At 44.9% G+C, this 24,025-nt stretch carries 21 protein-coding genes; 10 read left to right on the top strand and 11 right to left on the bottom strand.

What is annotated here, in order from left to right:
- Positions 1 to 92: 92 nt before the first annotated feature.
- The 4 genes from AC0VYG_RS16310 to AC0VYG_RS16295 form a co-directional block, all read right to left on the bottom strand.
- Positions 93 to 1,400 carry a TRAP transporter large permease gene (locus AC0VYG_RS16310; protein ID WP_475429004.1) on the bottom strand — a complete coding sequence of 436 codons (1,308 nt, stop codon included), beginning with the start codon at positions 1,398 to 1,400 and terminating at the stop codon, positions 93 to 95.
- A 9-nt stretch (positions 1,401 to 1,409) separates the two neighbouring features.
- Positions 1,410 to 1,931, bottom strand: a complete 522-nt coding sequence (locus AC0VYG_RS16305; protein WP_475429003.1) for a TRAP transporter small permease — start codon at positions 1,929 to 1,931, stop codon at positions 1,410 to 1,412.
- Positions 1,931 to 2,911: a TRAP transporter substrate-binding protein gene (locus AC0VYG_RS16300; protein ID WP_475429002.1), complete on the bottom strand. Its 981-nt coding sequence runs from the start codon at positions 2,909 to 2,911 to the stop codon at positions 1,931 to 1,933. The genes AC0VYG_RS16305 and AC0VYG_RS16300 overlap by 1 nt, the downstream gene beginning before the upstream one ends.
- 147 nt (positions 2,912 to 3,058) lie before the next feature.
- The gene (locus AC0VYG_RS16295; protein ID WP_475429001.1) at positions 3,059 to 3,523 is read right to left on the bottom strand and encodes a GNAT family N-acetyltransferase; all 465 of its coding nucleotides are present in this window, start codon (positions 3,521 to 3,523) and stop codon (positions 3,059 to 3,061) included.
- 152 nt (positions 3,524 to 3,675) lie between these two features.
- Here AC0VYG_RS16295 and AC0VYG_RS16290 point away from each other — a divergent pair, with 152 nt between their 5' ends.
- The 3 genes from AC0VYG_RS16290 (at position 3,676) to AC0VYG_RS16280 (ending at position 7,848) form a co-directional block, all read left to right on the top strand.
- Entirely contained in the window at positions 3,676 to 5,352 is a 1,677-nt protein-coding gene (locus AC0VYG_RS16290; protein ID WP_475429000.1) for a LytS/YhcK type 5TM receptor domain-containing protein, read from the top strand.
- Positions 5,353 to 5,408: 56 nt separating this feature from the next.
- Positions 5,409 to 6,143, top strand: coding sequence for a two-component system response regulator BtsR (btsR, locus tag AC0VYG_RS16285; RefSeq protein ID WP_475428999.1), 735 nt, complete (start codon positions 5,409 to 5,411; stop codon positions 6,141 to 6,143).
- A gap of 214 nt (positions 6,144 to 6,357) precedes the next feature.
- Complete coding sequence (locus AC0VYG_RS16280; RefSeq protein ID WP_475428998.1) at positions 6,358 to 7,848, top strand: carbon starvation CstA family protein; 1,491 nt, start codon at positions 6,358 to 6,360, stop codon at positions 7,846 to 7,848.
- A 168-nt stretch (positions 7,849 to 8,016) separates the two neighbouring features.
- On the opposite strand, the gene AC0VYG_RS16275 is transcribed toward AC0VYG_RS16280, so the two are convergent.
- Positions 8,017 to 8,850 carry an AraC family transcriptional regulator gene (locus AC0VYG_RS16275; protein ID WP_475428997.1) on the bottom strand — a complete coding sequence of 278 codons (834 nt, stop codon included), beginning with the start codon at positions 8,848 to 8,850 and terminating at the stop codon, positions 8,017 to 8,019.
- A gap of 318 nt (positions 8,851 to 9,168) precedes the next feature.
- Here AC0VYG_RS16275 and AC0VYG_RS16270 point away from each other — a divergent pair, with 318 nt between their 5' ends.
- The 4 genes from AC0VYG_RS16270 (at position 9,169) to AC0VYG_RS16255 (ending at position 12,928) form a co-directional block, all read left to right on the top strand.
- A complete protein-coding gene (locus tag AC0VYG_RS16270; protein WP_475428996.1) occupies positions 9,169 to 10,308 on the top strand; it encodes a tyramine oxidase subunit B in 1,140 nt (379 codons plus the stop codon).
- Between the two features lie 224 nt (positions 10,309 to 10,532).
- Complete coding sequence (locus AC0VYG_RS16265; protein ID WP_475428995.1) at positions 10,533 to 10,952, top strand: RidA family protein; 420 nt, start codon at positions 10,533 to 10,535, stop codon at positions 10,950 to 10,952.
- 75 nt (positions 10,953 to 11,027) lie between these two features.
- Positions 11,028 to 12,320 carry an NAD(P)/FAD-dependent oxidoreductase gene (locus AC0VYG_RS16260; protein ID WP_475428994.1) on the top strand — a complete coding sequence of 431 codons (1,293 nt, stop codon included), beginning with the start codon at positions 11,028 to 11,030 and terminating at the stop codon, positions 12,318 to 12,320.
- 113 nt (positions 12,321 to 12,433) lie between these two features.
- Complete coding sequence (locus AC0VYG_RS16255; protein WP_475428993.1) at positions 12,434 to 12,928, top strand: DUF2165 family protein; 495 nt, start codon at positions 12,434 to 12,436, stop codon at positions 12,926 to 12,928.
- Between the two features lie 107 nt (positions 12,929 to 13,035).
- Here the strand turns inward: AC0VYG_RS16255 and AC0VYG_RS16250 are convergent, their stop codons facing one another.
- Positions 13,036 to 13,644: a TetR/AcrR family transcriptional regulator gene (locus tag AC0VYG_RS16250; protein ID WP_475428992.1), complete on the bottom strand. Its 609-nt coding sequence runs from the start codon at positions 13,642 to 13,644 to the stop codon at positions 13,036 to 13,038.
- Positions 13,645 to 13,818: 174 nt separating this feature from the next.
- Here AC0VYG_RS16250 and AC0VYG_RS16245 point away from each other — a divergent pair, with 174 nt between their 5' ends.
- Positions 13,819 to 15,840: an oxidoreductase gene (locus AC0VYG_RS16245; protein WP_475428991.1), complete on the top strand. Its 2,022-nt coding sequence runs from the start codon at positions 13,819 to 13,821 to the stop codon at positions 15,838 to 15,840.
- A gap of 474 nt (positions 15,841 to 16,314) precedes the next feature.
- Positions 16,315 to 17,217, top strand: a complete 903-nt coding sequence (locus AC0VYG_RS16240; RefSeq protein WP_475428990.1) for an aspartyl/asparaginyl beta-hydroxylase domain-containing protein — start codon at positions 16,315 to 16,317, stop codon at positions 17,215 to 17,217.
- 99 nt (positions 17,218 to 17,316) lie between these two features.
- On the opposite strand, the gene AC0VYG_RS16235 is transcribed toward AC0VYG_RS16240, so the two are convergent.
- The 5 genes from AC0VYG_RS16235 to AC0VYG_RS16215 all read right to left on the bottom strand — a co-directional run bounded on the left by AC0VYG_RS16235 (position 17,317) and on the right by AC0VYG_RS16215 (position 22,949).
- Positions 17,317 to 18,162 carry a methyl-accepting chemotaxis protein gene (locus tag AC0VYG_RS16235; protein ID WP_475432554.1) on the bottom strand — a complete coding sequence of 282 codons (846 nt, stop codon included), beginning with the start codon at positions 18,160 to 18,162 and terminating at the stop codon, positions 17,317 to 17,319.
- 341 nt (positions 18,163 to 18,503) lie between these two features.
- Positions 18,504 to 19,895: an APC family permease gene (locus AC0VYG_RS16230; protein ID WP_475428989.1), complete on the bottom strand. Its 1,392-nt coding sequence runs from the start codon at positions 19,893 to 19,895 to the stop codon at positions 18,504 to 18,506.
- A gap of 38 nt (positions 19,896 to 19,933) precedes the next feature.
- Positions 19,934 to 21,226 (bottom strand): NAD(P)/FAD-dependent oxidoreductase, encoded by a 1,293-nt coding sequence (locus AC0VYG_RS16225; RefSeq protein ID WP_475428988.1) that lies wholly within the window; start codon positions 21,224 to 21,226, stop codon positions 19,934 to 19,936.
- 60 nt (positions 21,227 to 21,286) lie between these two features.
- A complete protein-coding gene (locus AC0VYG_RS16220) occupies positions 21,287 to 21,706 on the bottom strand; it encodes a RidA family protein (RefSeq protein ID WP_475428987.1) in 420 nt (139 codons plus the stop codon).
- Between the two features lie 103 nt (positions 21,707 to 21,809).
- A complete protein-coding gene (locus AC0VYG_RS16215; RefSeq protein WP_475428986.1) occupies positions 21,810 to 22,949 on the bottom strand; it encodes a tyramine oxidase subunit B in 1,140 nt (379 codons plus the stop codon).
- Between the two features lie 171 nt (positions 22,950 to 23,120).
- On the opposite strand from AC0VYG_RS16215, the gene AC0VYG_RS16210 reads away from it, so the two are divergent.
- Positions 23,121 to 23,954 carry a helix-turn-helix domain-containing protein gene (locus AC0VYG_RS16210; RefSeq protein WP_475428985.1) on the top strand — a complete coding sequence of 278 codons (834 nt, stop codon included), beginning with the start codon at positions 23,121 to 23,123 and terminating at the stop codon, positions 23,952 to 23,954.
- Positions 23,955 to 24,025: the final 71 nt, after the last annotated feature.

Genomic DNA, 24,025 nt, shown 5'->3' with positions numbered 1-24,025 from the left:
AAAGTTTGCTCAAAAATAGAATAGAGCGGTTGCTAACGCGAGTTACTGTGTATTAGGTTTGAGTTTTCTAGCTCCCTCTGGGCGTACTTATGCTAGTTTGGCGATAGGAGGTTTGGCAGCCATAAAGCGATATCGGGCACTAGGCATAGAATAAGGGCCGCGGTGCACATGAGGATAAAGAAAGGGAAGGCGGCTTTTGCTACTTGGCCTATTTTTTCCCCCGTTAACCCTTGTAGGACGAAGAGGTTAAAGCCAACGGGTGGGGTGATTTGCCCGAGTTCTATCAATATCACTAGAAATACGCCAAACCAAAGCGGGTCGAACCCTGCTTGCACGACGATGGGCAAGGTAATGGGGAGGCTCATGACGGTGATGGAAATACCATCTAAAAAAAGACCTAATACAATATAAAAAATAGCTAAGGCGAATAATAGCCATGCTGGTGACAGGTGTAGGTTGGCAATATAGCGAGCTAACTCCGATGGTAAGTGCAAAAAACCCATGGCGGTTGATAATAGCGCGGCGGTGATGAGGATGCTGCAGACCATGGTGGAGCTGAGGAGTGTGGCGATCAAGGCTTCTTGAATCATTGCAAAAGAGAGTTGTCTTTCTTTTAGTAAGATTAACAAGGTAGCAAAAACACCCACCGCCGCCGCTTCAGAGGGAGTGGCAATGCCTGTATAGATGGCACCCATGACGATCACAATCAATGAGATCACAGGGAGAAGCAGCACAATGCTCTTGAGCTTACTGATTTGGCTAACGTTTTCTGGTGGACACAAGGACGGGTTTATTAAAGCGCGAATGATAAGATAGCCAGAGTATAGCAAGGCGATCAAAATACCAGGCAAAATCCCCGCCATAAAGAGTTTGCTGATGGAGACTTCGGATTGAATTCCATAGACGATCATGACTAAAGAGGGCGGAATGAGTAACCCTAAGCTGCCAGCTCCTGCTAAGGAGCCAATGGACAAGCTACGATTATAGCCACGTTTTTTTAATTCCGTTGTGGTGATCTTGCCAACGGTCGCCGTGGTGGCGGCACTAGAACCACTAACGGCAGCGAATAAGGCGCATCCGAACACATTGGTGTGCAGTATTCCCCCTGGTAGTTTTTTGGTCCAAGGTTCTAGGCCCTTAAATAATCGATCTGAAATATCGGAACGGAAAATCAATTCCCCCATTAAGATAAACAGTGGAATGGCGGATAACTCCCAAGAATTTCCCGCACTGAAAATAATACGACTGAGAATGGCGCCAGCCCGATGAAAACTAACGTCGCCAATCAGCACCAAAGACAAAAGGGCAACAATGGCCAAGCCTGAAAACACCCAGACGCCTAAACCAAGCACCACAAAAATAAGTGTCATCACGGCAACAGCGGTTAATACAATGTCCATGTTTACATCCTATTCATGGGATTGGGCTAACTCGATATGGGGCACATGTCGTGTTGATATCAATAACAACATTCTCACCAGCAGTGTAAAACAGAGTAATACTAAGCCGATTAGTACCATGCCTTCGGGTATCCACAGCGGGGTTTCGGCAATCGACGAGCTGGTTGTGCCGCGCTGAAAGCTTCTCAGGGTATTGATATACCAGTAGTAGGAAATCCACGTGAAAATAGCGAAGGACATAGCTGAAACAAGCAGATCTAGCAGCCAATGAAAACGTTCTGGTAAGCGATCCATGAGAATATTCACTCTAATCAGGCTATTTCTTTCTAGGCTGTAACCTAAGCCTAGAAAGGTAATGGCCGCCACCGCGTAGCCGACAAATTCATCCAGAACATAGGTCGATGTTCCAAATAACCGCAGTACAATTTCCAGCAGGATATGGCATAGCACATAGACGATTAATAGCATGGCTAAGGCACCAGATAACCGATTAAGTTTTCTTGATAGCGTGGCTAAGAATCGAATCAGCATTATTTGCTTTTCTCAAATTCAGCAATGATGGTTTGGCCCGGTTGCCCGGTATCTTTTAACCATTCTTTAAGGGATGGTTTAGCGGACTCTTGTAACCAATGGATAAAGGGCTTTGGCAGATTTTTGTGAATAGTGACCTTGTGTGCGGTCAATTCTTTATAATTTTCTGCTACCCGAGTTTTTACGGCTTGCCAATTGTGTTTGTCCGTGAGTGCGGCGGCTTTTAAAATGGCTTGCTGATCCTTTTTAGGCAGATCATCAAACTCATCTTTATTCATATGCACCATGTTGAGTGGAATGGCGTATTGAATGGCGCTGTAGTTGTCGAGATGCTCCCAAAACTTGCCACTGGCGCCCGCATCCGCAGAGGTGAGCACGGCTTGAATGCCTCCTGTCGACAGTTGAGGCACCACATCCGCCCAAGATAGTTTAATGGGATCAGCGCCAGCGTCACGTAGTGTTAACGTGCCATTTTTGTCATAGGTGCGGATTTTTAAATTCGCCAGCTCTTGTTTGTTGGTAACGGTTTTTTTTGACCAAATACCACTCGCCGGCCAAGGGGAAGCGTAAAGCAATATTTGCCCATTTTTAGCAAAGATTTTTTGGTAATAGGGTTTTGCTATTTTATAAAGGTCTTCGGCTTGTTTTTCGTTTTTTACTAAAAAGGGCAAAGAGGAGACTAAAAAAATAGGATCGATTCCCGCCATACTGCCCGCGAGGGTATCGGCTATTTGCACGGCATCATCGGAAACCGCATAAAAATTATCGGCGGATTTAAACCCCAACGAACCACCCGTATGCAGGGTGATTTGCACATCACCTTTCGTTAATTTGGATACTTGATCGATAAAATACTGATCGCCTTGAGCATGGATCGAAGTGGCATTGTATTCATTGGTAAAATCGAATTTCGTTACGGCAAATACCATAGGAGCTTGGCACAGAGTAGCGGAAAGTAATAACAAGCCGGAATAGCGCATAATGATTCTGTCCTACCAGTAAGAAGTGAAGTTTTACTGTAAGCGGCTATGTATTTTTAGATGAGTCGTATCACGACGAGTAGTTTACTCATCACGACAACGTGGTTGTTTAGAAAGGTATATAACAAGCTTTATTCGTAATAATAGCTAATCGAGATATTTACTCATAAACACGCTAAGAGGATGGTCAGGATAGTCGCCAAATGGGCCGCAAGTCTCATAGCCTTGTTTACGATAGAAGGCGATGGCGTCTGGCTGATAGGGGCCAGTCTCCAGCATAAGTGTTCGACAACCTGATTGATAAGCGCTGGTTTCCAAAGTGGCAATCAATTGTTGGGCCACGCCTTGGCCTCTGGCTTCAGGGCTGACAAATAGACGTTTTACCTCACCGTATGAATCATTCAAAACGATAGCCCCGCAACCTAGAGCTTTGTTCTGTTGATCTCGGGCGACAGCGAAAAGTACATTAGGTTGGGACAGAGAGGCTAAGTCCAATGCGTAACGGGCTTCAGGCGGGTACAAAGATGCTTGATAGGCATCGAGATCGCTAATCAGTGCCATGACATCGGGCTGGTTGGGGGGCTCTTGTTTAATATGTAATGCTTCTTCCATGTTTTTTGATCGTCTTATAAATGTATTACTTTGATATTGCCCGAACTTTTTTACTCACACAACCTAAACCTTGTCCACCTTGGTTTAGGGGAGTAAATTGACCCTCTAGGGTGTTCGTTTGCCGCTTTCCATTTAACAATAAGTATCGATTTATGCATTTAGTTCCGTCTTTGTTGCAGCAAATGTGTGTGTATCTTGTGTTGGCTTATATGCTGAGTAAGACGCCAATATTTCTGCCTTTGTTGAATATTTCCTCTCAGCGTTCCCATAAATTTAGTTGTTATGTGCTTTTTTCTCTGTTTTGTATTTTGGGAACGTATTTTGGCCTGAATATTAACGATGCGATTGCTAATACCCGCGCGATTGGGGCGGTCATTGGTGGCTTACTGGGGGGGCCGGTTGTTGGTTTTGCAGTGGGGTTAACGGGGGGGATTCATCGCTATACTTTGGGTGGTTTTACCGATGTGGCCTGCGCGATTTCCACGACCACGGAGGGTTTGATCGGTGGTTTATTGCACTTGTATTTAGTCAGAAAGGATAAATCCTACCTGCTATTTAATCCTTTGATTGTATTGGCGATTACTTTCGTGGCGGAAGTCAGTCAAATGCTGATTATTCTTGCGGTTGCCAAACCCTTTGATCGTGCCTATACCTTGGTGTCTGAGATTGCGGCGCCGATGATCATTGCCAATTGTGTGGGGGCCGCGTTATTTGTCAGTATTCTGCAAGATAAGAAAACCATTTTTGAGCGATATTCTGCGGTGTTTTCAAGGCGAGCACTGACCATCGCCGAGCGCAGTGTGGGAATTTGGAGTACGGGGTTTGATGGGAGCAGTGCGGAAAAAGTCGCTCGGATTATCTACGAAGAGACCAATGTGGGAGCGGTGGCCATTACGGATACGGAAAATACGTTGGCCTTTATTGGTATTGGTGAAGATCACCATAAGCCCAATACGCCGATTTCCTCCAAGTATACGCGACAGGCAATGGAGCAAAACCGCATTATTTATTTAGGCGCTCGTGAATCACCTTATCATTGCTCTATTTCAGATACCTGTAAGCTCGGGACGGTATTGGTTATTCCGTTGCGAGCGGGTAAAAAAGTGGTGGGTACCATTAAGCTTTATGAGCCCAAACGGAAACTTTTGTCGAATATCAATCGTTCCATGGGAGAGGGGATCGGGCAGTTATTGTCGAGCCAAATTTTATATGGCGATTTCCAACAGCAGCAAACATTGTTAACTCAAGCAGAAATTAAGCTGCTGCACGCGCAAGTGAACCCTCACTTTTTATTTAATGCGCTCAATACCATCAGTGCGGTGATTCGTCGGGATCCGAATAAAGCACGAGAGCTTATTCAGCATCTTTCGCATTTTTTTAGGAGTAATCTCAAGCAGAATATTGAAACGGTGGCGTTTAAAGATGAGCTTGCCCATGTGAATGCTTATTTGACGATTGAGAAGGCGCGTTTTACTGATCGTCTAACCGTGGAGATTGATATTCATGAAGCGTTACAGGAGAGGTTATTGCCCAGTTTTACCCTACAGCCACTGGTTGAGAACGCTATCAAGCATGGCATCAGTACGATGTTAGAAGGTGGGCGGGTGCGCATCTATAGTGAACGTAATGAGGTGGGGTATAATATTGTTGTGGAAGACAATGCAGGGCAGTTTGTGCCAGCGTCGGATGACAATCAGGGTCTAGGGATGGAGATTGTCGCAAAGCGTCTTGTGCATTTTTTTGGTGATAAAGCCGCGCTGCAAACGGAGTGTGAAGCAGGCAAAGCAACACGAATGCGTTTTCTCGTCCCTGATCCGGTCTCTTCTTAAGGTGTGGGGTTGGCTGCGCAATCATTCAATAACAATAATCGTCGAGAAAAGTGGTTATGCTAACGGCAATAGTAATAGATGATGAGTTCTTGGCCCGTGAAGAGCTGACAGAGTTGCTTCAAGAGTCCGCAAAAGTGAACGTCGTCGCGCAGGCCAATAATGCCATAGAAGGGCTCAAGTTGATTAATACGTTAAAGCCCGATGCTGTTTTTTTGGACATTCAAATGCCACAACTCAGTGGTATTGAGCTGATTGGTATGTTGGACCCTGAGACGATGCCGTGTGTGGTGTTTGTCACGGCCTTTGATCAGTATGCCGTTCGCGCGTTTGAAGACAACGCCCTTGATTACTTGCTGAAACCGGTAGACCCGAAACGTTTGGATAAGACTCTACAGCGCCTGTTAAAGGTGAAGCATAATCAAGAGGTGCCCCATACACAGGCGCAAATTGATGCGCTCACGCCAAAAATACTGCAGCAAGTGCCTTGTCTTGGACACAATCGCATTATGATCATTCCACTTCAGGAGATTGAAATGGTTTACAGTGATCTATCGGGGGTTCATGTGCAAACGGCTCATCAGACGGCAAGTAGCCAACTCACGTTAAAAACCTTGGAAGAAAAAACGGATTTACTGCGTTGTCATCGCCAATATCTTATTAATACGAAGAGCATTAAAGAGATTCAGTTACTGGATAATGGCTTGGCGGAAGTGGTGACACTCAGTGGGAAGCAGGTGCCGGTGAGTCGTCGTTACTTAAAGACTTTGAAGCATATGTTGGGGATTATTTAACGATGGTGACACCTTTGGAAGGAATGTGTACCCCTCGTCATCTTCATGGCATTTTACTGACCTTTTAAGTTTGTCCCGCTCCGCTCAATTTTTTCTATGACCGCTTAGCTTAGTATCTTGCCACTAAGCAAAAGCTCTGGTGATTCTTTAGAAAAGCCGATTTATCTTTGCTGTCGCAACTATAAAAACAATTATGCAATAGGAAGATAATAAAATGATGATGTTTCTATTCTGTGTAGCCGCGCTGATCGCGGGTTACTTCATTTACGGGGCTTTTGTCGAAAAAGTCTTCGGTATCAAAGAGAATCGTACGACACCTGCGTTTTCTAAGCGTGATGGTGTGGATTACGTTCCCATGTCGAACAAGAAAGTGTACCTCGTACAGTTATTAAACATTGCTGGTGTTGGCCCCATTTTCGGTCCCATTATGGGGGCGTTATATGGTCCTGCTGCCATGCTCTGGATTGTCTTTGGGTGTATTTTCGCTGGTGCCGTTCACGATTACTTTTCTGGGATGCTGTCTATTCGTAATGGTGGGGCATCGGTTCCCTCTATCACGGGACGCTATCTTGGCAAAGGCGCAAAACACTTTATGAATGTGTTTGCTGTGGTGTTGCTGTTATTGGTTGGTGTGGTGTTTGTGTCTGCCCCTGCGAGCATGATTACCAATTTGGTGAATCATCAAACCAGCGCAACATTGTCCATGGGAACCATGGTCGCCATTATTTTTGCTTACTATATTTTGGCAACCATTGTCCCCATCGATAAAATCATCGGGCGCTTTTATCCATTGTTTGGTGCGTTGCTGATCTTTATGTCTGTTGGGTTGGTCGGTGCGATTGGCTTTTCATCCCATCATGCGCTGTTAGCGAACTATTCGTTTAGCGATATGTTCACCAATATGAACCCAAATCATTTACCTCTATGGCCCGCTCTATTTATCACCATTGCATGTGGTGCCGTATCGGGCTTTCATGCCACGCAATCACCTTTGATGGCGCGCTGTTTGGAAAATGAGAAAAATGGTCGCTTTGTCTTCTTTGGCGCCATGATAGGTGAAGGGGTGATCGCTTTGATCTGGTGTGCGATTGCACTGTCCTTCTTTGGCACAATGGGTTCATTGGGGGCCGCCGTTGCCCATGGCGGACCGGGTAATGTGGTTTATACTGCGTCCTTTGGTTTGCTTGGTACGTTCGGTGGCATCATTGCCTTCTTGGGTGTGGTTATTTTGCCGATTACCTCTGGCGATACGGCATTCCGTTCTAGCCGTCTGATCTTGGCGGAATACTTTAGCATGGAGCAAAAGACAATGAAAAACCGCTTATTTATGTCTGTTCCTCTGTTCATTATTGGTGGCATTCTGACGCAGGTGGATTTTGCTGTGATTTGGCGCTACTTCGGTTTTGCCAACCAAATGACCGCAGTAATGATGTTATGGACCGCCTCTGCCTACTTGCTTCGTTTCAATAAGTTACATTGGATCTCTACGATTCCAGCGATGTTTATGACGGCGGTTTGTACGACCTTTATACTCAATAACAGTACATTAGGCTTTGGCTTATCTATGTCTGTATCCACTGCGGTTGGTATCGCTGTGACCTTATTTGTGACTGGCTATGTGATCAAAATCTCCAAAGGGAAAGGGGATCCAGCCCTTGATCATGTTGAAGAAGATAAGTTAAACACGGTGCCAAAAACTGTGTGAGTAGTGAGTAAAAAGAACAAGCGTTTCGATTTATATTGATAAAAAAGCCGATTGAGAAAGACCTCAATCGGCTTTTTTTTATAGGAAAATTTGGCGCGCTAAAAAGACTAAGAGTGCGCCATCTTGGGGCTTTTTTAGGCAGAAGGAACATCATTGCACGGGAATGGTTCAGTAATAACGGATTCTTTGTTGATAGGTGCCGCGTGAAATACGATTCAAATAATCCAATGGTGTAGTACTGACAAGTTTTTTGAACTCGCTGAGAAAGTGCGATTGATCATAAAACCCTAAGTCGCAGGCCAAATCAGAGAAAACCAATTCATTGTTGTTATGGATATCACACACGGCTGATTGGCAACGAATAATGCGACTGAATGTTTTGGGAGACACGCCGAGATCGTCGCGAAACTGTCTTTGTATGGTTCGCGTCGTGTAGCCTGTTAGGGCTTCCAAGTCTTGAATCCGAATATTGCCTTTTTTCTTGTAGATATCCTGAACCACTTGAAGGGTGAGTGGGGAAGGCTGTCTTATCTGCTTGCCCAATAAAAATTCGTTAAAAATGGCCACCTGTTTGGCAAAGCTAGATTGGCTAACAATCTTCTCGAAAGCCTCGTAACTGTTGGGGATCGTCTCTAAGAAGTCAAACTCTTGATCGATTAAATCCCCTGTGGCGACATTAACAAAATCCGGTATGACGCCTCTTGCAAACCGCACTCCGAAATAACGATGTTGACTGATAAGTTGGGTGTTACGAGCTTCCAGTGGCGTACCGCAAATCATGCCCCGTGGCTGATGTTCATCACAGTCAAATACCACATCGACACAACCATCAGGAATGGCAAAGTTAAGTTTGCATTCCCGTTTCAGTTCAAAACTGTAATAGTGGGATATGGCCGGATTTGACGACGGGTAAAGAGAGAATTGTTGAGCAGAATTAAGAACAAACCAAGGTTGTTCTGAGCGAATATCGAACATCGGAATAGCGCTGGATGATATTGACATGGCATGGCTCTGCTTGGATGAAGGACGAATAAAAAATCAGCATATAAGCTGCTTTCACTTTCTCTTAGGTGCTTAGGTATCTAAATAATCATGCAAAAATTATACCGTAACCTTTGGTTTGTTGGGTCAGCCTCGTTCATGTCGGAAAATTCCAATACGCAGCCATTCGACGGGACTAGGATCAAAGGCAAGCGTTGCTAATCCATTTGCATCAAGAGTCAGTGAGTCATTGGCGTTGAATCAAAATAAAGAGATTTATTTTGTCCGGTTTAGGAGCGAAAAAACAAAAACTATTCATTTCTATTATTAGGTATTGCTATGTCTGAGAACACAACTATCGATTTTATTTATCTATCAGAGCAGGACATGATTCGTGCTGGTGTTACCGATATGCCCAAATGTGTCGACACCATGGAAGAAATGTTTGCGCTTTTGCATAAAGGCGATTATCGCATGGCAGGTCCTAATAGTGATTCCCATGGCGCTTTGATTACGTTTCCTGAAGAGTCTCCTTTTCCAACGATGCCAAAACCCACGGCAGATCGACGCTTAATGGCCATGCCTGCTTATTTAGGCGGGGATTTTCAGACCTGTGGCGTGAAGTGGTATGGCTCTAACATCGCCAACCGTGAGAAAGGATTGCCTCGTTCTATTTTGATGTTAACGCTAAGCGACATTGAGACCGCTGCGCCTTTGGCTTATATGTCGGCCAATTTATTGTCTGCTTACCGCACAGGAGCGATCCCAGGCGTGGGCGCGCGTCATTTAGCTCGTAAAGATGCAAAAGTGATTGGGCTGCTTGGCCCGGGTGTGATGGGGAAAACTACCGTCTCTGCTTTTATGGCGGCGTGTCATCATATTGATACCATCAAGATTAAAGGCCGTGGTCAAAAGAGTTTGGATGATTTCATTGGGTGGGTGAAGGAAGCCTTTCCACAAATTACCAATATCCAAGTAGTGGATACTATTGAAGACGTGGTTAGAGGTTCAGATCTCGTCACTTATTGTAACTCTGGAGAGACTGGTGATCCAACGACTTACCCAATGGTAAAACGTGAGTGGGTGAAACCGGGGGCATTTTTAGCCATGCCAGCCAGTTGTTCGTTAGATGAGGGAATGGAAGGTCCTAGTGTTCGTAAGGTATTGGATAATACGCGCTTATACGAGGCATGGTATGAGGAATTACCGAAACCGGCCCATAACCATGTTCCACTAGTCGGTGTGCGCTTTATGGACATGATCGCCTCCGGTCAACTTGATAAAGCGGAGCTAGAAGACATTGGTAAAATCGTGGCAAACGAAGCGCCAGGTCGCCAAAACGACGAAGAGATCATCATTATGTCTGTTGGTGGTATGCCAGTAGAAGACATTGCTTGGGCAACCGTGATTTACCGCAATGCAATAGAGAAAGGTATTGGTGTCAAATTGAACCTTTGGGAAACCCCAGTACTGAAATAACAGCATAAATACTGAAGTAGCAGCATAAATACTGAAGTAGCAGCATAAATACTGAAGTAGCAGCATAAATACTGAAGTAGCAGCATAAATACTGAAGTAGCAGCATAAATACTGAAATAACAACAATCACAGAGCGAATCTGATGACATCCTCAATCAGGTTCGCTGCCATTGAGCGATTAATAAAACGACTTTTAAACATTATTATTTTATAGGGTGAATACCATGACGACTATTATCAAGGCAAAAACGGGTTCCATTTTTGAAGAGAAAGGCAGCTATTCTCGTGTGGTTTCTATCGATAATTGGATTTATGTTTCTAATACGGCAGGCCGTAATCCAGAGACAAAAGAAATTCCAGAGGATGTGATTGAACAAGCTAAACAAGTTTTCAGTAACATTGAGAAGGCTCTTAAGGCGGTCGATTCTGGTTTAGAAGATGTCGTTGTGTCACGAGTGTTTATTCAAGACCCAGCAGACACTCCCGCGGTGATGGAGTTTATTGGTACTAAGTTTAAAGGGGTTAACCCAGCGACGACGGTGACTTGTCCTCCTTTAGGCTCCACTGTTTATAAAGTGGAATTAGAAGTCACGGCTTATCGTGGCGCTTCGAAAGCCAATGTTCAAGAGATCACAATTGCTTAATTATCCGGTTTTTTAAAACACTAAGAGGATGTTTTCGTCATAAGAAAGCATCCTTTCATGCCTAGGGAATTTGTTATGACAAAAACACTCGATGCGGTACAAACGCAAGATCAGTTACCAGAGTCAACGACGGTTGTGGTGATTGGCGGTGGTATTGTTGGCGTGACGGCTGCGCTAACCTTAGCTGAGCGCAATATTCCTGTTGTTTTGTTAGAAAAAGGCCATATCGGCGGAGAGCAGTCTTCACGAAATTTGGGCTGGATTCGGAAAACCAACCGTCACTCAGAGGATGTGCCTCTGGCGGCCGCGGCTGATCGACTCTGGGCGCAAATGCCGGAGAGAATTGGTCATGATGCTGGCTATAAACAAGCTGGCATTATGTTTTTAGCAAAAACAGAAGAAGAGCTAGCAGCAAGTGAAGGCTGGCTGAAGTCCGTTCAAGCTCTGGATTTGGACTCACATTTATTGAGCAAACAAGAAATTGATCAAAAAGTGCCCGGTGGAAAGGGCGATTGGGTAGGGGGAATCTATACACCTTCTGACGGTCGCGCGGAGCCTGCCGTTGCAACCGCAGCCATGGCGAAAAAAGCCATTGAGCTGGGGGCTATAATGGTGCAAAACTGTGCCGTTCGCACTTTATCCATGTCGGGAGGCAAGGTCTCTGGCGTGGTAACAGAACAAGGAGAAATTCGTTGTGAACAAGTGCTACTGGCGGGGGGCGCGTGGTCAAGACGCTTCTTAGGCAACTTGGGGGTGTCTTTATATACCTTGCCATTAATATGTTCAGTGATGCGAACCAAGCCAATGGAAGGGCCGACTGATATTGCCGTTGGCGGTCCAGATTTCTCTTTTAGGAAACATCAAGGCGGTGGTTTTATTGTCACCCAGCGTGGGGCGTTAGATGCCAAACTCACTTTAGATCATTTATTGATTGGCCGACGCTACCTATCCCAACTACGCACTCAAGGTGGTTTTTTGCGTGTGTCGATGGGCCGTGAGTTTTTTAAAGATTTAGCCTTGGCACGGCGCTGGAACGGTAAGCAAGTGACGCCTTTTGAAAAAATCCGCACTATGGACCCACAAGCCAATCCAGCTTTGAACAATGAGGCCATAACTAACTTGAGAAAGGCTTGGCCAGCGTTTGAAGCGGCTGAGCTAGAAGAGGCTTGGGCTGGGGTGATCGACGTCACGCCTGATTCAAGTCCGGTGATTGATCATGTGAAAAGCATCCCTGGTTTAACGGTTGCGACGGGTTTCTCGGGTCACGGTTTTGGAACGGGACCTGCCGCGGGGCAGTTAGCGGCGGATCTTGTCTCCAACCACGAGCCTATAGTCAATCCTGCTCCTTATCGATTTGATCGTTTCTAAGGGCTTGTCTCCCAAAAAATACCGATACATTTTTGTGTCGGTATTTTTTTTCGCTAGATTCCAGTGTATAAGGAGAAACTCGGAGATCAATTATTATCATATGGACCGTGAGTATGAATCATTTAAGAATTATCAAAGTTATTTTAGTGGCCTGTGTTGCCTTGTTTGCAGGATTGGTTGCTTTTAATAATATCGTGGATTATGGATCCAATTATGCGTTTGTGCAGCATGTCTTAACCATGGATTCGATTTTCAATAATAATCCGCTGATCTATCGCTCTATTCAGACACCGTTTCTACACCACGCTTTTTATTGGCTGATTATCTTTACCGAAGCCATGGTAGGAATATTGTGTGTGCTGGGTGTGTGGCAAATGTGGCATAGCCGACTGGCTGACAACAGAACCTTTGATCGTGCCAAAAAATGGGCCAATATTGGCTTAGTGCTTGGGGTGTTACTTTGGTTTACTGGATTTATGACCATTGGTGCAGAGTGGTTTTTAATGTGGCAGTCTAAAATTTGGAATGGGCAATCCTCAGCATTTCGTTTTATCGTGGTGCTCTTTCTAGTATTGATCTTTATTAATCAAGAGGAAAAAGCGTATTAGAAGCGCTCTATTCGTTCTACTTCGTTTTTCTCGCGTTTTATATTGAGTACACGATGCTTATATTTGTGTGCTCAATATCTTGTATTTCTTTTATCTTCTTATCTTATTCAGGCAAGAGGGTGTTTGATTACCATCATCTCAAGCATTTGTTCTGCCATTTCGGTAACGTTTTCTTCATCAATATAGATACCATCGATTAAGAATCTGGCAAGGCCGTGTAGGCTCGCCCAGGTGGCTTGTCCGACCCTGAGTGGTGTATTGCTGCTGGTCAAAACGCCATTTTTTTGCAGGGCTTCTACCCAGTCTATCCAGCATTTAAAAGCCTGGCGTGATGCTAGCTTTAGGCTGTCATTAGGTGTGCCTGTTTGCCACAAGGTGCGGCCATACATGAGATCGTAGAGTTCACTTTGTTGTTGGGCAAAGTGTATGTATAAAAAGACGTATTTTTTAAAGGTTTCTTCGCTATGGTCTTGCTGGTTAATCAGCTGTCTAAGCTGTTCTGTTTGCTGCTCAAAGCCATTGGCTGCGATGGCGCAGAGTAAAGCATTTTTATCTTTGAAATGGTGATAGGGGGCGGTGCGAGATACGCCAACAATGTCTGCTAGCTTACGCATCGATAAGGCATTGGCCCCTTCTTTATGAAGCAGGTCGCTAGCGGCTTGGATTAAGGTGATTTTCAAATCACCATGATGATAGGTTTTTTTCGTTGTGGTCATGCTCGGATTAAAACGGTTTATCTTGACAGTGTCAAAATTAAATTCTATCTTGACAGTGTCTAGATTGTTTTCGGCTTGTTAAGAGACCTCTATAAGCGAACCCAGTACGAGGTATCGAGCACAGCAGTCGTGTCGTGGTTTGTATAACAATAACATCCTTAAAAGGGCATCATTATGAGTCAGTCAGTTTATCCGCATCTTTTTCAACCATTGGATCTCGGTTTTACGCAATTAAAAAACCGCATTATTATGGGATCCATGCATTTGGGATTAGAAGAAGCCAAAGATGGCTTTCCTCGTATGGCTGCGTTTTACGCAGAGCGAGCCAGGGGCGGCGTGGCTTTGATTGTAACAGGTGGTATCGGTCCAAATGAGGAAGGAGGGGTTTACGCTGGTGCGGCTTTGATGGCAAGCGAAAAGGATGTAGACAATCATCGTCAAGTGACGTCTGCGGTCCATGCCGAAGGCGGAAAGATTTGTATGCAAATTTTGCATTCAGGCCGTTATGCTTTTACCCCAAAATTGGTTGCTCCTTCCGCATTGCAAGCTCCGATTAACCCTTTCCCTCCCCATGAATTAACCCAGGATGAAATTGCTAAGCAAATTGATGACTTTGTGAGTGCTGCCTTATTAGCGCAAAAAGCCGGTTACGACGGAGTGGAAGTGATGGGCTCCGAAGGGTATTTACTCAATCAGTTTATTGCTGCTCGTACGAATCATCGCGAGGATGATTGGGGCGGAGAATACGAGAATCGGATGCGTCTTCCGGTAGAGGTTGTACGCCGCATTCGTGATGCGGTGGGTGAACATTTTATCATTATCTACCGTTTGTCTATGCTGGATTTGGTGGAGCAGGGAAGTACATTAGACGAAGTCACTTCTCTGGGTTTAGCGATCGAAAAAGCAGGCGCAACGATTATCAATACGGGCATTGGCTGGCATGAGGCCAGAGTACCGACGATTGCTACGAAAGTTCCAAGAGCGGCTTTTACTTGGGTGACAGCGAAGCTTAAAGAGTCGTTAACTCTCCCTTTGGTTACCTCTAACCGGATCAATATGCCAGAGGTTGCTGAGGGCGTTCTGGCTCGGGGCGATGCGGATTTGGTGTCTATGGCTCGGCCGTTTCTTGCCGATCCCGAGTTTGTGGTGAAAGCGCGGCAAAATCGAGCTGATGAAATCAACACCTGCATCGGGTGTAACCAAGCTTGTTTGGATCATGTTTTTTATCAGAAAGTCACATCTTGCTTGGTTAACCCAAGAGCCTGCCATGAAACGAAGCTCATTATTGCGCCCGCTGAAACGCCAAAGCGTATTGGTGTTATAGGGGCTGGCCCTGCTGGTTTAGCGTTTGCGACAACGGCGGCAAAACGAGGACATAAGGTCACTTTATTTGATATGGCCAGTGAGATTGGCGGGCAATTTAATATTGCTAAGCGTATTCCTGGTAAAGAAGAGTTTTATGAAACACTGCGCTATTTTAAGCGTCAAATTGCACTGACAGGTGTCACGTTACAACTCAATACATGCGTTGATGAATCGCTATTGAATCAATACGATTTTGACGATGTGGTTATGGCAACGGGTATCTTACCAAGGGAACCGGCGATTGAGGGAATCGATCATCCAAAAGTGTTGAGCTATTTGGATGTCATGAATGGTCATGCCGTTGGTAAGCGTGTGGCGGTGATCGGTGCGGGTGGTATTGGGTTTGATATCAGCGAATACCTGATCCATGACCTATCCCACGGGGCCAAAACCATTGGTGAGTTTATGAATCAGTGGGGGGTGGATATGACCTTTCAAACCCGAGGTGGCGTGGAAGGAATGAAGCCAAACTTTCAACCAGCCGTGAGGGAAGTCTTCTTGCTACAGCGAAAAGCCTCCAAGGTCGGTGCGAATTTAGGAAAAACCACAGGCTGGATTCACCGAACTGAGCTGTTGAAAAAAGGCGTGACCATGCTTGCCAATTGTGAGTACCAAAAAATCGATGATCAAGGTTTGCACCTCACTGTAGCTGGGGAGCCGCAATGCTTGGCGGTCGACAACGTCGTGATTTGTGCGGGTCAATTACCCAATAAAACCTTAGGTGAGAGCATAAATAGACCTGTGCACTTTATTGGCGGAGCGGATGTTGCATCAGAGCTTGATGCGAAACGTGCGATAAAACAAGGCACGTTATTGGCGTGTGAATTGTAAACATCTAGAGTATAGCAGAGACTTTACTCATGTTTGTTTTATGTGATTATCTGCTATTTGAGGGATAGAATTGTTTTCGTAAGTCTTATTCCCCGGCTCAGAGCTAACCTACTATAGCCATAATAGATCATGTCTTTTATGGCTATAGCATTGCTTACTGGGTAAAGTTTTCTGAATGCCTTTGTTAGCCTGATTTGTTTGAAAGCTGAGTGTTATTTCGATATGTCGAATGGTTTATATTTATTCTTCTTTTTGGGATGAAATCACCATTGCATACTCAATATATTTTCTATTTATTTTCTTATTCTCCTCTTTTTTTAGGAATGGTGTTTTTCCTTAAGAATTTTTTAAGTTATTCCTTTTTCTTATTTCAATAATGAGTAAAGTTAATTTGTTTTTGAATGGTGGTTAAAATAGCATAGCTTGGATTAGCCTCATTATTGAGGTGTTTTCAATACCTTGGGGGATGTATGTATGGGGGTTGCTGTTTTTCTATTGTTCGTGATATGCGCTTTTTATGTTCAGAACCGTGGTGTGGTTAAGCATAGTAAGTTATCTCGTCGAATTACCGATCATTCCAATTTCTTAGGCCCAATTAATTGTCTATTCTACCTGTTTTCTCGCGTTAAAAAGAGCCCTTTTGTTGATGTTAAAGCATTCCCTGAGCTGAAGGTTGTAGAAGACAACTGGGAAATGATTCGTGATGAGGCACTCGTCTTGAATAATTCAGCACAAATCAAGGCGTCTGATGATTTGGATGATCTTGGCTTTAATTCGTTCTTTCGTACTGGCTGGAAGCGCTTTTACTTAAAGTGGTACGGCGCTGATCTAAAGTCCGCTAAGCGGTTATGTCCTAATACAGTGGCGCTGCTATCCAGTGTGCCTGGTGTGAAAGGGGCCATGTTTGCCATGTTGCCTCCAGGAGCTCGCCTGGTGAAGCATAGAGATCCTTATGCGGGGTCGTTGCGCTACCACTTAGGCTTGGTAACCCCCAATTCTGATGACTGTCATATTGTCGTTGACGGTATACAGTATTCTTGGCGGGATGGCGAGCCTGTTATGTTTGATGAGACTTTTATTCATTATGCCGAAAATAAAACAGAGCAAAATAGAATTGTGCTATTTCTAGATGTTAAGCGGCCCGTTAATTTATTTTTAGTGGATTGGTTTAATGAATTTTTGTCTTACACATTACTGGCAGCCTCGGCGACAAAGAATGTAAAAGGTGACAAGGTCGGATTTCTAAATAAAATTTTTGCTTATTTGTATAAAGTAAGAGTGGTCGGTAAAAAACTTAAGGCCTTCAATAAACCTTTATATTACTTTGTACAATACGCATTATATATTTACCTTATTTATATTATTTTCTTTAAATAATATAAAACCGAATATTCACATTCGGTACTTGTCGCGAATAAAAAACCATAGATAACCTTGTCTAGGAGATGACTTCTGTCTCTAAAGAGAAGTGTTACTTCAATCTTGGATTTGTTTAAATAGGTAATTCTGGATCTGTTGCATATGTTGGTAGATGTTTATGATGTGTTGCACTATGTTCTCTTGCCGTTGCGCTAAGTATTCAGAGCTATGGGTTGCAGTTTGTGTCAGCTCCTTTGCTATCTCGTTTAAAGTAAACAATTCATTGTCAATCTTAAGAAAGTCGGAGAGTGAACGGAAGTTAAACTCATTGTCTGTACCTTGGTAATACCAACTACCAAAATCCGTCTCCTTGATGTCTCTAAAGGCGCTTGGTGTTTGGTTGCTTAAGGCGGCGATAAGGTAGGATGATTGCCATTGGTTAAGCTCTAGCAGACTGGCAGACCCATGGGCAAAGGCCATGGAATGGTAGCCCGCAGACATCATCTTTTCAGCATCTTGTGCGGTGAGTCGGAAGGATTGATCAAGCTGTTCGCAACTCTGACTGGCATCTGATACTGAGCGATACAGTATGTCGATTTGCCCGCTGACCGTGTTGGTACGGCCATCAATTTTTTGCACCAAGGTCGAAATTTGCTCGCTGGAGTCTCGAGCTTTGTTAGCCAGAGTGCGAACTTCGTCTGCCACAACCGCAAAGCCTCGTCCGTATTCGCCGGCGCGAGCGGCTTCAATGGCAGCATTGAGTGCTAATAAATTGGTCTGTTCAGAGATGCTTTGGATAATGTCGGTGAAGCTTTTAATGTCATTGGTAATGTTTTTGAGATTGTTAACATCGTCAAGAGTGGATTGGGTTTTGTTGGCAATGTCCGTTAAAGAGAGGGTGAGTTTAGCAATGTCGGATTTGTTGTCAGCAATTTTTTGGTTGCTGCCTTCCGATGCGCTCATGGGCTCAAATAGATATTCAGAAACTTGTGTGATCGCATTGAGAGCTTGGTTAAGAAGAGGTTGCTGGGCGAGTAGTAAACGCTCATCAAGCGTTTGTTGTGGTGAAGTGTTTTGATGTTTCTCTTTCTGCTGGAGTAATTCTTCCTTAAGATGATGAATCTCCTGTTCTAAAGCGATTTTTTCAGTGTTCACTTCCGCTAACTTGTTTTGCAAAGCCTCAAGGTTTTTCTTTTTACTAAACAGCATAGGCAGGTCCCGTTAATTTAACAGCGATAACAATATATTGAAAAAGCAAAACGCCAGTGACTAGAAAAGTCAGCTGACGTTTTGAAGTGGGAGTATTAATCCATATCAGGCTCGAATAGCCCTCGCTTCATATATAACTTCACCCAGAGAGCAGCGATCACACAAATCACCACCAACATGCCCCCAGCAATGCTATACACCATCTTGGTCATATCTGGTGACGGAGAGTTATTCAGCGCTACGTACACCATGGCCACGATTCCCAGAATTTGTGGTATTGGGAAGAAAGGTGTGCGATAAGGGCGCTTGTGATTTGGCATACGGCGACGCAAGACGATGACATCAATGTGTGCAATGATGTAAGCCAACAAATAACTTGTGGTGGCCGCTATTACAAAGACAATCAAAGAGTCTATAGTCATCAATAAAAAAGGAATGACGCTTAGAACGGCCATCATCACAATGCCCACCCAAGGTGAACCAAAGCGGTTGGTCGCTTTTAGAATAGGAAAAGCTTGTTTGTCGTGTGCCATACCGTGAAGCATACGTGGGAGTGCTGCAAAAATGGTATTTACGGTACTACAGGTCGCTGTCAACGCCATAACGGTGGCAATGATTAACCCCGCTTTACCAAATACGGCATTCGCATAATTTAGATAAGGAATAGGGGATTTCAGCAGCTCGTCCGTATTTAAGTATAAGCTCGCGCCGTAAACAAACAGGGCGAAGATACAGAAGATAGCGAACAAAGAAAGACGCATGGCTAGAGGAATGTTTTTCTCTGGGTTCTTCACTTCATTGATCATAGGACAGATGTATTCAGAGCCCACGAACAGCCACATAGCCAAGGCAATTAAACCAATAAAACTGCCGTTGGTTACCCCAGAGAAGCCCCAATCGACTGTCGCACCCGTTAATACAGGATGCGGTTCTGGGCTGCCTGAAACGGCCGCTAAACCAACAAGAATTAAGGCGCTGACCATAACAAAAGCCAAAACGTTCTGAACTTTGGAAAAAACATCGGTACCGATAATGTTGGTAATGGCCAAAATTGCTACGATCAGAATTGGGATCAGCTTTTCAGGAAACATGCCAGGCAGCAGCTGACCAACCATGGCATCCACTAGGAATAATTCGACGGGCAAGGCCAGGGTGGCGACGACGACATAGCCTGCAAACACCGAAACGATGGCAGGAAAATGACCAATGGCTTTTTGCGTGTAAGTCGCCAGTGTTCCTTCTTGTGGAAACATCAAGGACAACTCAGAAAAGCTCATGGCATTAAATTGTGCGATGATCAACGCCGCCAGCATAGCAAAGATAAAGCCCATGCCACCTAGACCAATACCTTGCATCGCAGAAATCATTGCCCCTTGCACAATAACCATACCAATACAAGTTGCCATCATGGTGAGCAGACCGATCTTTCTGCTCGACGACATGCCTTGACTTGTCGGTATTGAATTTATGGTTGATGTATCACTCATTGTTCCGTTCCTCTTATGATTAAAATCTTAGGTCGATTTTAGAGACGATCAAAGCGATAAGGGCTTGGATCGATTAATGGTGTTGCGTTGGATACTAAGTCCGCAGCTAACTCCCCTGCAGCGGGTCCTGTTCCAAAACCGTGGCCAGAAAAACCTGTCGCAACGGTTAATCCGGGGATTTTTTGAACATGATCAATCACAGGGTTTGAGTCAGGGGTGACGTCAATCACACCTGCCCAAGCTTCTTCTGGCTCGGCTTTTTCAAAAGCGGGCCAAGCATTACAAAGGTTGTTGAACGCATCTTGGTTAAGGTTGGCATTGAAATCTGGATCTAAGGTGCGGATCTTTTCGAATGGTGACACCTTGTTGCCTCCCCAGCGTCGAGCAAGGGCAAGGTCCTTAATAAAATGACGACCAAAAGAAATATTCAAAAAGCCGCGTTGAGTGCGAAGTTGATCCATATAACGGCGACCAATCAGCAAGTGATCCAGCGTAATGGGCGCATCAAGCTTGCCGCGCTGGGTGATAATAAACCCACCGTCTTTATGTTTTCTAAAAGAGAAATCAGGACCGCCCACGGCGATATCAGTCGGGCCTTCCATCGGTTTGGTTCTAAATACAGAACAAATCAACGGTAGTGTCGGCAGCGACACACCCAAATTGCCGAGGAAGCGACGTGACCAAGCACCACCCGCAAGCAGTACGCGATCACAGCGGATTTCCCCTTTTTCAGTGACGACACCAGAGACTTTGCCTGCGCTCATGGAGAGGGTGCGAACGGCACAGTGCTGAATCAAAATAGCCCCTTTTTTCTGGGCTGCTTTCGCCATGGCAGGCACCGCTATCGAAGGTTCAGCACGACCATCTGAAGGGGTGAAAATTCCGCCTTCCCAGTGGCCTTGACCACCCGGTACTTTTTGGCTGATTTCTTTAGCGCTTAATATTTTGGAACCGAGCTCTAATGACTCAACGGATTTTAGCCAGCTTTCATGCATCGCAAGCTGTGCTTGGGTTTTAGCAAGGAACATGATGCCCGCTTGTTTGTAGCCAACTTCTTGGCCTATGCGGTTTGGCATCTCTGCCCATAGTCGATCCGCTTGCATGGCCAAAGGCACATCATCAAAATGGCGATTGGTTTTACGCACCCAGCCAAGATTACGGGAAGATTGCTCGCCGGCTATGTGACCTTTCTCCAACAGCACCACTGGGATATTGCGTTCAGCAAGGGTGAGTGCAGCTGTGACCCCCACAATGCCGCCACCAATGATCACCACACTGGTGCTTTTGGGGAGCTGATCTTGTGTTTCAATTGCGTCGAGTGTTTTTGTCATAGCACATTTCCAGATGATGAAAGAGAGTATTTGCAGAGAATAAGCAATGCAAAACTCCGGTTAAGCCAATTTGATTTCCTGAACGTCTGCTTTGGCTGCACCACGATACGCGGTGACTTCCAGCTCCACTTTGTAGACAGTGGAACCCAGCGGCGGGCAAGTCACGGTTGTGGCTGGATTAACGCCTTTAAACTGAGTGCCGATGAATTCCATGACGGCGTTTGTGTCTTCTGGGTTTTGGATAAATACACGGGACATCACTACGTCCCCAAGAGATGCATCTACGGTCGATAATGCACGCTCGATATTGGCGAAGACTTGTTTTGTCTGCTCAATCACGTCTTCTGGTATTTCTTGCGTGACTGGGTTTCGGCCCGCTGTATTGGAGACAAAAATCCAGTTATCCACTTCGACTAAACGGGAGTAGCTGGCGATTTCTTCAAACTTAGAACCGGTTTTTACTTTTACAATGGTGCTCATTTTTCTTCTCAAATCTCTTATAAGTTGGTAACGAGATACGCTGTAAGCAAGCCCCTATTTAGACATAGGCGCTTGCTTAGCCGCTATTAGCGAGTCGTTGCTGTTAGCGAAGCGCTGGTGTATCCCAAAGATTGAGTTTTACACCGATATTTTTCTCGATGGCATTACGGTAAACCACAGTAGCCCATGCCACATCTTCCACTGGCATACCGCCCACTGACATGATGATGATTTCTTCATCGTTTAGACGGCCAGGAGCCTCTCCAGCGGTGATTTTGCCGATGTCTTCCAACTCTTCTAGCGTTAGCTTGCCTTCCTCAATCATGTCCATGAAGCGAACACCAGGGAGTGGAATATAGTTGTGGGCAGGTTTTGGTACTTCGTGATACCAAGCTTGGTACAAGCCAGTATTGTCCAAGACTTTACGTACATCTTTTTGCTCCATGGCATCGTCTAAGCTGCAGTAAGCTGGCATCGCAAGAAAGGTGCCTGGTTTCACCCACTCACGTTTGACGATTGGATAAGTAGATGGGTCACCTGTTTCGCCTGAATTACAATAAGTGACGATGTCGGAATCACGTACCACTTCTTCTAGGGTATCGACCACTTGAATATTCGTGACTTGTGGGTAATTCTCGTTTGTCCATTTCACAAATTCGTCCAAGCTTTTTTGACCGCGACCTTTTACTTTAATGGTGTCGATCCCTGGGCAAGCGGCGATAAAGGCTGCAACTGCTGTTCTGCCCATGACGCCAGGGCCAAGTAAGCCAATGACTTTGGAGTCTTTACGTGCAAGGTGGCGAGCGCCAACACCTGGAACTGCGCCTGTACGATAAGCCGATAGTAGGTTAGCTGACATATAAGCCATCGGTGCACCCGTATCGATGTCATTCAAAATAAACATCAGGATAGAGCGTGGAAGGCCTTTTTCACGGTTGGCAATGTTGGAGCCATACCATTTTACTCCGCAGGTTTGGAAGCTACCGCCAAGGTAAGCGGGCATGGCCATTAAACGGCGGTCCGCAGTGGGTTTTGGCATCGTTGGAAAAGGGGATTCGTCAGGGAAAGTGATCATAGCACCATGAGAGTCGCTATTGGGGCCCGCCATACGGTAGTCGCCTTTGTAGAGCAGGGTGAACATCTCTTCCATGGTATCGACACAACTTGGCATGTCCGTGACACCAGCTTTAATCATGTCTTGTTCTGACAGGTAAATAAAATCAATCTTAGTATCTTCTGACATAGCAACACCTATTTTTTGTAGCGTGGTTTTTGAAACGATTTATTTGATCCTAGTCAGGTCTTTGTTTGGCGTATTGAATTTTTGCGACATGGATAAAAATAGTTTTCCCGCAATTTTTTGGCATTGGGTTTGCTATATAACAACAAAGTGTTCTCATTAATGGGTGGGGTTATGTCAAAACATGCGCTGGTAAATCGTCTTGCGGAAATCCGCTCTAAGCAACCTTGGCTGGTAATGAGTGCAGCGAAAAATTTCTATCTGTCTAGATCGGATAATCCGGCCATTTCCCATTATTATAGTTTTGAAGCGAATGACTCTAACGAACAGACATTCGCTATTCCTGACGGCTGTGTGGACATCTTATTTGACTGCGATAGCAGCCATCCTACAGCGGAAGTGTTTGGGACGCCGATGGCGGCGATTGATATCGAATTGAAGAGCCTTCATCGCTATTTCGGTGTGCGTTTTGCATCGGGGGTCGTGCCTGATTTTTTGCAGGTATCTGCGGAAGAATTAATAGAGCATCACTATCATTTTATTGAAGTGATTCCTGAATCAAATCAAGTATTTGAGAGTATTGTTAAGCAGGAAAATTTCACCGATCAAGTGGCGCTTTTTAAACAGTTTTACAATGGTCAAAAAACGCGTCAATACTCTTCTTTGACGGTACAGGCGGTGAAGACGATTTGTGAAACCAAAGGCAGTGTTCGAGTGGAAGAATTGGAAGATTTAACGGGCTTCTCGACACGCACGATACAACGCCAATTTAAAGCGGATTTAGGCATGTCACCAAAGGCCTTTAGTCGTATTATTCGCTGCCAATCCGCCGTCTATAATATCAATCACAATGACCAACTCACCTTCTCAGACCTTGCCTGTGATCTTGGTTTTAGTGATCAACCACACTTCCTTAGAGAGTTCAAAAAGCTGGTTAATAGCACACCAATGGCTTACCAAAGCCGTGTCAAAGAGCAAAGCTATCTTGACCGTATTCGATACGTTTGATTTAAAACAGTGCTTACCAAGATGAAACTTGCTCTTTTATAGTGCGTTAATTGTCCTTTTTAGGGGAAAAA

This window comes from Marinomonas sp. 63XJN7_7_ISO-PGPR-S23-202, assembly GCF_056173505.1.
The sequence above is the reverse complement of the archived record's forward strand: the minus strand, read 5'-3'. Positions and strand labels throughout refer to the sequence as shown.

What these genes read in the sequence shown, in the direction of transcription:
- AC0VYG_RS16230 (WP_475428989.1), bottom strand. Translation starts at nt 19,895, where the DNA reads ATGAGTGATACATCAACCATAAATTCAATACCGACAAGTCAAGGCATG.
- AC0VYG_RS16255 (WP_475428993.1), top strand. Translation starts at nt 12,434, where the DNA reads ATGAATCATTTAAGAATTATCAAAGTTATTTTAGTGGCCTGTGTTGCC.
- AC0VYG_RS16280 (WP_475428998.1), top strand. Translation starts at nt 6,358, where the DNA reads ATGATGATGTTTCTATTCTGTGTAGCCGCGCTGATCGCGGGTTACTTC.
- AC0VYG_RS16210 (WP_475428985.1), top strand. Translation starts at nt 23,121, where the DNA reads ATGTCAAAACATGCGCTGGTAAATCGTCTTGCGGAAATCCGCTCTAAG.
- AC0VYG_RS16240 (WP_475428990.1), top strand. Translation starts at nt 16,315, where the DNA reads ATGGGGGTTGCTGTTTTTCTATTGTTCGTGATATGCGCTTTTTATGTT.
- AC0VYG_RS16300 (WP_475429002.1), bottom strand. Translation starts at nt 2,911, where the DNA reads ATGCGCTATTCCGGCTTGTTATTACTTTCCGCTACTCTGTGCCAAGCT.
- AC0VYG_RS16305 (WP_475429003.1), bottom strand. Translation starts at nt 1,931, where the DNA reads ATGCTGATTCGATTCTTAGCCACGCTATCAAGAAAACTTAATCGGTTA.
- AC0VYG_RS16260 (WP_475428994.1), top strand. Translation starts at nt 11,028, where the DNA reads ATGACAAAAACACTCGATGCGGTACAAACGCAAGATCAGTTACCAGAG.
- AC0VYG_RS16215 (WP_475428986.1), bottom strand. Translation starts at nt 22,949, where the DNA reads ATGTCAGAAGATACTAAGATTGATTTTATTTACCTGTCAGAACAAGAC.
- AC0VYG_RS16245 (WP_475428991.1), top strand. Translation starts at nt 13,819, where the DNA reads ATGAGTCAGTCAGTTTATCCGCATCTTTTTCAACCATTGGATCTCGGT.
- AC0VYG_RS16275 (WP_475428997.1), bottom strand. Translation starts at nt 8,850, where the DNA reads ATGTCAATATCATCCAGCGCTATTCCGATGTTCGATATTCGCTCAGAA.
- AC0VYG_RS16250 (WP_475428992.1), bottom strand. Translation starts at nt 13,644, where the DNA reads ATGACCACAACGAAAAAAACCTATCATCATGGTGATTTGAAAATCACC.
- AC0VYG_RS16265 (WP_475428995.1), top strand. Translation starts at nt 10,533, where the DNA reads ATGACGACTATTATCAAGGCAAAAACGGGTTCCATTTTTGAAGAGAAA.
- AC0VYG_RS16220 (WP_475428987.1), bottom strand. Translation starts at nt 21,706, where the DNA reads ATGAGCACCATTGTAAAAGTAAAAACCGGTTCTAAGTTTGAAGAAATC.
- AC0VYG_RS16225 (WP_475428988.1), bottom strand. Translation starts at nt 21,226, where the DNA reads ATGACAAAAACACTCGACGCAATTGAAACACAAGATCAGCTCCCCAAA.
- AC0VYG_RS16310 (WP_475429004.1), bottom strand. Translation starts at nt 1,400, where the DNA reads ATGGACATTGTATTAACCGCTGTTGCCGTGATGACACTTATTTTTGTG.
- AC0VYG_RS16290 (WP_475429000.1), top strand. Translation starts at nt 3,676, where the DNA reads ATGCATTTAGTTCCGTCTTTGTTGCAGCAAATGTGTGTGTATCTTGTG.
- AC0VYG_RS16295 (WP_475429001.1), bottom strand. Translation starts at nt 3,523, where the DNA reads ATGGAAGAAGCATTACATATTAAACAAGAGCCCCCCAACCAGCCCGAT.
- btsR (WP_475428999.1), top strand. Translation starts at nt 5,409, where the DNA reads ATGCTAACGGCAATAGTAATAGATGATGAGTTCTTGGCCCGTGAAGAG.
- AC0VYG_RS16235 (WP_475432554.1), bottom strand. Translation starts at nt 18,162, where the DNA reads ATGAGCGCATCGGAAGGCAGCAACCAAAAAATTGCTGACAACAAATCC.
- AC0VYG_RS16270 (WP_475428996.1), top strand. Translation starts at nt 9,169, where the DNA reads ATGTCTGAGAACACAACTATCGATTTTATTTATCTATCAGAGCAGGAC.